General features: G+C 61.2%; 7 protein-coding genes. 2 read left to right on the top strand and 5 right to left on the bottom strand.

Translation table 11 applies throughout. The features are described from left to right. Window positions 1–67 precede the first annotated feature (67 nt). From WBR57_RS10420 to abc-f, 3 genes are all read right to left on the bottom strand, one after another. Window positions 68–700, bottom strand: coding sequence for a LysE family transporter (locus WBR57_RS10420; protein WP_424083758.1), 633 nt, complete (start codon window positions 698–700; stop codon window positions 68–70). Window positions 701–787: 87 nt separating this feature from the next. Continuing rightward, window positions 788–1,360: a mechanosensitive ion channel domain-containing protein gene (locus tag WBR57_RS10415; RefSeq protein ID WP_424083757.1), complete on the bottom strand. Its 573-nt coding sequence runs from the start codon at window positions 1,358–1,360 to the stop codon at window positions 788–790. Continuing rightward, window positions 1,360–3,270, bottom strand: a complete 1,911-nt coding sequence (gene abc-f / locus WBR57_RS10410) for a ribosomal protection-like ABC-F family protein (RefSeq protein WP_424083756.1) — start codon at window positions 3,268–3,270, stop codon at window positions 1,360–1,362. The genes WBR57_RS10415 and abc-f overlap by 1 nt, the downstream gene beginning before the upstream one ends. Before the next feature lie 50 nt (window positions 3,271–3,320). On the opposite strand from abc-f, the gene WBR57_RS10405 reads away from it, so the two are divergent. Then, window positions 3,321–3,785 (top strand): TIGR02444 family protein, encoded by a 465-nt coding sequence (locus WBR57_RS10405; protein ID WP_424083755.1) that lies wholly within the window; start codon window positions 3,321–3,323, stop codon window positions 3,783–3,785. On the opposite strand, the gene WBR57_RS10400 is transcribed toward WBR57_RS10405, so the two are convergent. Further along, the gene (locus tag WBR57_RS10400; RefSeq protein ID WP_424083754.1) at window positions 3,782–4,981 is read right to left on the bottom strand and encodes an AlgP family protein; all 1,200 of its coding nucleotides are present in this window, start codon (window positions 4,979–4,981) and stop codon (window positions 3,782–3,784) included. The genes WBR57_RS10405 and WBR57_RS10400 overlap by 4 nt on opposite strands. Before the next feature lie 192 nt (window positions 4,982–5,173). On the opposite strand from WBR57_RS10400, the gene WBR57_RS10395 reads away from it, so the two are divergent. After that, on the top strand, window positions 5,174–5,851 hold the full coding sequence (locus WBR57_RS10395) for an FKBP-type peptidyl-prolyl cis-trans isomerase (protein WP_424083753.1): 678 nt from the start codon (window positions 5,174–5,176) through the stop codon (window positions 5,849–5,851). Window positions 5,852–5,905: 54 nt separating this feature from the next. Here WBR57_RS10395 and rsd read toward each other — a convergent pair whose 3' ends face one another. Further along, entirely contained in the window at window positions 5,906–6,364 is a 459-nt protein-coding gene (gene rsd / locus WBR57_RS10390) for a sigma D regulator (protein ID WP_424083752.1), read from the bottom strand. Window positions 6,365–6,518 lie beyond the last annotated feature (154 nt).

Below are 6,518 nucleotides of genomic sequence, written 5' to 3'. Positions count from 1 at the left end.
TGTATCGACTGACCCAGCGCATTCGCGAGCAAGCCCGCTGCCACACTTTTTGATTCGGTTTTGTCAGTTACGCCGTTGCGCGATGCAGGCTTGCGAGAAACCCCGCCGCCCCCACGAACAGCCCGGCAAACGTACGGTTCATGCGTTTTTGCTGCTTGGGCGTGCGCAACAACCGCAGCACTTTGGACGCCAACCCGGTGTAGCCGGCCATCACAATCATATCCACGCTGATCATCGTCACACCGATGATCAAGTACTGACTCACCAGCGGCGCCTGCGGGTTCACGAACTGCGGCAGCACCGCCAACATGAACACCAGAGCCTTGGGGTTGCTCGCGTTGACCAAGAAACCGCGGAACATCATCGCCATGGGCTTGCCGATCGGGCGCACGCTCGCGTCATCGGCCATGTCCAGGGGCAGCGCACGCCATTGCTTCACGGCCAGGTACACCAGGTAAGCCACGCCAAACCATTTGATCGCATAGAACGCGGTCGAGGACGCCGCCAGAATGGCGCCCAGGCCGCCCGCTACCACGGCGATCTGCATCGCCAGGCCCAACTGCAGGCCGATGGCGTTCCAGTAACCGCGCAGGAAACCGTATTGCAGGCCGCTGGACATCGAGGCGATGGCGCCTGCGCCGGGGGAAAGGGAGATGATCCAACTGGCCACGAAAAAGGCCAGCCATGTGTCGAGTGCCATTACACACCTCAGGAGGGAGTTTGCTTGTGCCGTTAAGCTAACTCCGCCGACCAAAGGCTGGCTATAGATTTTTACACGATGTGAGTACTAGCGGTCGCCCGGAAACACGTGGTTGCCCGGCCAACGCCGCACCGAGCGTTGGAAAAACAGGCTGTTCGGCACCTGCACCATCGCGCTGCTGGTGCCTGCTTCTTCCACTTCGATCAGCGTGGTGTAGAGCAGGTTGATCGCAACTACCCGGCCCTTCACCCCCGGTTTGTCGACGGTATCCACCAGCTCGACGATGTCGCCCAGGCGAAACGGCCCTACGGTAAAGATCAAAATCGCGCACAACAGGTTGGACAGCACCGACCACATGGCAAAGAACGCCACCGCCGCCACGGCCACAAACCCTGACAGCGCCGTCCACAACACGGTGGCAGACACCCCCAGGCGGCCCAGCACGAAAATCAGTGCACTGCCCATGATCAGCCAGCGCAGGCCGCCGCGCAGCGGCATCAGCAGTTGCGGCGGGAACGGGTAGCGTTCACCCAGGCGGTTCAGGCCGTTGGCGACCACACGCTGGGCGAGGTAGCCGGCCAGCAGAATCAGCAGGATTTGCACGCCGATCCACACGGGCTCGACCCATTGCACCGGTATTGGCAGCTGTAACGCTTCCATCAGGACAGCGCCTCCAGCTCCGCTTGCAGGGTTTCGAGCAGTTCGAGGGCTTCCATCCAGGTTTCCTCCAACTGGCCTTCACGCACCTTGAGCTTGGCCTGTTCGGCCAGCAGGTCGCGCAGTTCATCCTTGCGCGCCGCTTCGTACACGGCGCTGTCGCCCAGGCTGGCTTCGATCTTGGCCAGGCGCTCATGCACCTTGCCCAGCTCGGCTTCCAGCTTGTCGGCTTCACGCTTGTGCGGCGCCAACTGCTGGCGCAACGCGGCGGCGGCCTGGCGCTGGGCCTTCTTGTCGGTTTTGTCCGGGTTGACCGGGCTGTTGCTGACCGGCGCGTTGCGCAGACGGTAATCCGTCAGCCAGCGCGCGTAGTCGTCCAGGTCGCCGTCGAATTCTTCGACTTTGCCGTCAGCCACCAGCAGGAAATTGTCGGTGGTGCTCTTGAGCAAGTGGCGATCGTGAGACACCACCAGCACCGCACCGCTGAATTCCTGCAGGGCCATGGTCAGCGCCAGGCGCATTTCCAGGTCCAGGTGGTTGGTCGGCTCGTCGAGCAACAGCAGGTTCGGTCGGTCCCAGGCGATCAACGCCAGGGCCAGGCGGGCTTTCTCGCCACCGGAGAAATTCAGCACCGGCTCGTCGATGCGCGCACCCCGGAAGTCAAAACCACCGAGGAAGTCGCGCAGCACCTGTTCGCGCTCGGTTGGCGCCAGGCGCTGCAAGTGCAGCAGCGGGCTGGCCTTGGCATCCAGGGAGTCCAGCTGATGCTGGGCGAAGTAGCCCACCACCAGGTTCTCGCCACGGGTCAGGCGGCCGGCCAGGGGTTGCAGCTCGCCCGACAGGTTCTTGATCAGCGTCGACTTGCCCGCGCCGTTGGGGCCGAGCAAACCGATGCGCGCGCCCGGCGTGAGTTGCAGCTTGACCTTCTCCAGGATGGTTTTGTCGCCATAACCCAGGCGTGCATCCGAGAGGTCCAGCAACGGGCTGGAGATTTTCACCGACTCGCGGAACACAAAGTCGAACGGCGAATCGACGTGGGCCGCCGACAGCTCTTCCATGCGCTCCAGCGCCTTGATCCGGCTCTGGGCCTGGCGGGCCTTGGTGGCCTGGGCCTTGAACCGGGCGATGTAGCTTTCCATGTGCGCACGTTGCGCCTGCTGCTTCTCGAAGGCTTGCTGCTGCTGGGCCAGGCGTTCGGCACGGGCGCGCTCGAACGCGGTGTAGCCGCCACGGTAGAGGGTGATTTTCTTCTGTTCGACGTGGGCGATGTTATCGACCACGGCGTCGAGGAAGTCCCGGTCGTGGGAAATCAGCAGCAAAGTGCCCTGGTAGCTCTTGAGGAAGTCTTCCAGCCACAGGATCGCATCGAGGTCCAAGTGGTTGGTCGGTTCGTCGAGCAGCAGCAGGTCCGACGGGCACATCAGTGCCTGGGCCAGGTTCAGGCGCATGCGCCAGCCGCCGGAGAAGTCGGCGACCGGGCGATCCATCTGCTCGTTGGTAAAGCCCAGCCCGGCGAGCATCTTGCGGGCGCGGGCGTCGGCAGTGTAGCCGTCGGCACTGTCGAGTTCCGAGTGCAGGCGCGCCTGGGCGGCGCCGTCCTGGGCTTTCTCGGCCTCGGCCAGGTCGTGTTGCACCTGGCGCAAGCGCAGGTCGCCATCGAGCACGTAGTCGATCGCGATGCGGTCCAGGGTGTCGATCTCCTGGCGCATATGGGCGATGCGCCAGTCGGCCGGCAGCAAGCAGTCCCCGGAGTCCGGGGTCAGCTCGCCCAGCAACAGGGCGAACAACGTGGATTTGCCGGCGCCGTTGGCGCCGATCAGGCCGGCTTTGTGACCGGCGTGCAGGGTCAGCTCGGCGTCTTCAAGAAGACGTTGCGGGCCACGCTGTAATGTTAGGCTTTGAAGTCGGATCATAATGGCGGCGGAGTCTACCAGCTTCGTTGGCCGCTGGCTTGGGTGTGAATATGTGCGCTGACCTGTGGAGCTTTGCCCTCTCGACTTACGCCCGCCCAGGGTGCGAAGCCGCTTGCCTGCACTTGCAGGCACAAGGGGCAGACGTGTGCCTGTTGCTTTGCGGCGCATGGCTGGAGCAGCGCGGCGTGGCGCCGACAGCCGAGCGCATGCAGGCGCTTAAGCAAATCGCCGAGCCTTGGCAGGCAGAGGTCGTTGAACCGTTGCGTCAGGTACGCATCGCATGGCGCGCCATGGCGCAGCAGGATTTGCCACTGGCGACGTTACGCGAGCGGGTCAAAGCCTTGGAGTTGGAAGCCGAACGAGTATTGCTGTCGCGCTTGGAAGCACTGGCGCAAGTTTGGCCGACTGGAAGGGTAGTGGATCAAGAGGGATGGCTTGAAGGCCTGGCGACCGGAGCCGCCAACCTTGACCACAACGCGCTGCAGCAGCTGCGCGCTGTGGCCACCGGCACTTAGGAAGCGCTGGTTGGGGTGGTGCTTGGCGCTACCGGTGCAGGCGTGCTGCTGGCCGGTGCGGTTGGAGCGGTGGACGCTGCCGGGGCTGCCGGAGTGGCCGGCTTGGCTGGTGCTGGTTTGGCGGCAGCTGGCTTAGCGGCCGGCTTTGCTGCAGCAGGCTTTGCAGCTGGTTTCGCAGCAGCAGGTTTAGCGACTGGCTTGGCGGCTGGTTTTGCAGCAGCAGGTTTAGCCGCTGGCTTGGCGGCTGGTTTCGCAGCAGCAGGTTTAGCCGCTGGCTTGGCGGCTGGTTTTGCAGCAGCGGTTTTAGCAACTGGCTTCGCGGCTGGTTTTGCAGCAGCAGGTTTAGCCGCTGGCTTGGCGGCTGGTTTCGCAGCAGCGGTTTTAGCAACTGGCTTGGCGGCTGGTTTCGCAGCAGCAGGTTTAGCAACTGGCTTGGCGGCTGGTTTCGCAGCAGCGGTTTTAGCCGCTGACTTGGCGGCTGGTTTCGCAGCAGCGGTTTTAGCAACTGGCTTGGCGTCTGGTTTGGCAGCAGCAGTTTTAGCCGCTGGCTTCGCGGCTGGTTTGGCAGCAGCAGTTTTAGCAACTGGCTTCGCGGCTGGTTTTGCAGCAGCGGTTTTAGCCGCTGGCTTGGCGGCCGGTTTTGCAGCAGCAGTTTTGGCAACGGGCTTGGCGGCCGGTTTTGCAGCAGAGGTTTTGGCAACGGGCTTGGCGCTAGTTTTCTTAGATGGCGCCTTCGCGGCAACAGCTTTGCTCGCCGGCTTTTTCGCAGCGCTTGCTGCAACGGCTTTCGCAGGGGTACGAGCACCCAGCGCTTTAGCCACGGCTTCCTTCACACGACCAACGCCCTGGGCCAATTTCAGGCTTTCCTGAGCATCTTTTTTGAGTTGGGAAATGTAGGTGCGGGTCTCAGCTTGACGGTCCTTGAGGGCGTCCAGCAGGTCCTCGAGTTCCTTGACAGCATCTTTGGCTTTGGCTTGTGCCTTGGCCTTGCCGGCGGTCGCGGCGCCTTGCAGTTTGGTGCGGGATTTGTGCAGCTTTTCTTGCGCTTTACCGCGTTGTTTTTCCAGCTTGGCGAGCAGTTTTTCTGCATCGGCCAACGCTTGGGAACAGGCGCTTTCCAGATGTTCGAGCAAGCTGCCCGAAAGTTGTTGGAGTAAATGCAACGGGGTATTAACAGGCTTCTGTTTGGCCGACATGGTTTACCTCCTGGCTGACGTGGGTGCGGCTCATACTAGCCCTCTGCTCTTACCGCCGCTAGGGCATGTTGACAGTATCGTTTGCCTTGCGTTGCACCGTACGAAAATTCTTATCGATATAACGAAAATACGTGGCACTTTTTACCCACTCACACTGGCATAATCCGTCGCACTTTCGGCGGGAGGATGCCCATGTCGCGTTACCTTTTCCTAGTACTTGGCCTGGCGTTTTCAGTGGCCAATGCGAGCGAGCAATCGCCGCCCAAAACCATCGACCAGGATCAGCACGACCTCGCTTACAGCCTGGGCGCCAGCCTCGGCGAGCGCTTGCGCCAGGAGGTCCCGGACCTGCAGATCCAGGCCCTGATCGACGGCCTCAAACAAGCTTATCAAGGCAAACCGCTGGCGCTGGATAACGCACGCATCGAACAGATTCTTGCCCAGCACGAAGCAAAGACAGAAGCGGATGCACAAGCACCGCAGAGCGAAAAAGCACTCGCTGCCGAGCAGGCGTTTTTAGCCAAGGAAAAAGCCGCAAAAGGTGTGCGCGAATTGGCCGATGGAATTCTGCTCACGGAACTCACCGCCGGCACTGGCAACAAACCGGCGGCCAGCGATCAGGTTCAAGTGAAATACGTCGGGCGCCTGCCCGACGGAACAGTGTTCGATCAGAGCACGCAGCCGCAGTGGTTTCGTCTGGACAGTGTGATCAGCGGTTGGAGCAGCGCGTTGCAGCAGATGCCGGTAGGCGCTAAGTGGCGCCTGGTGATTCCTTCGGCCCAGGCCTACGGCGCCGACGGTGCTGGCGAGTTGATCCCGCCGTATACACCGCTGGTGTTCGAGATCGAATTGCTCGGAACACGCCACTGATCCCATAAAAAAACGGTGCGCAATGCGCACCGTTTTTTGTACTGCTGTCAGAGGTCAAGCCTGGGTAGCAGGCTCTTCCTTGTGAGCGTTGTGCAACACTTCGATCAGGCAGTCTTCAAGATCGAAGCGCTCGTGAAGCAGCGCACCCAGCTCCTTGAATTTTTCGGCAACACACTTTCCGGCATCACAGTCGTCGGTGAAGGCGAGCAACTTCTCAGTGATTGCATTAATGCGCGGGTAATAAGTTTCGGCCACCTCCAAAGCACGCTCATCATTGAAGGCTTCGGCCTCTTCAGTCAGCTGCTCATACACACCGAAATGGCCGGCCGACACGTAGTCTACTAACACTTCACAGAATTCTTGCAACGGCTTGCGGTTCTCAGCCAGTGCCTCGGGCTTGGCGCCGAGAGCATCAAAGGCCCGAACCAGTTCGTGACGTGCCTTCAACCAGCTGTCGATCAGCTTGTGCACACCACCCCAGCGTTCCTGAGCATTCTGACAACTTTCCAGCATGATGATCTCTCTTCCCTATAGGGGCGCTGCCGCCTTGTGTCCGCATAACACTCAAAGGATAAAGCGGCAGCCGGACAAGGCCGCATCTGACAAACGGTTTCAATAACGCGTGCGGGCCAGATTATGCCCGCATGACTATGGCTTCAAGGTACGC

The sequence above is a fragment of the Pseudomonas sp. genome, from assembly GCF_049590575.1.
Taxonomy (GTDB): Bacteria; Pseudomonadota; Gammaproteobacteria; order Pseudomonadales; family Pseudomonadaceae; genus Aquipseudomonas.
The sequence above is the reverse complement of the archived record's forward strand: the minus strand, read 5'-3'. Positions and strand labels throughout refer to the sequence as shown.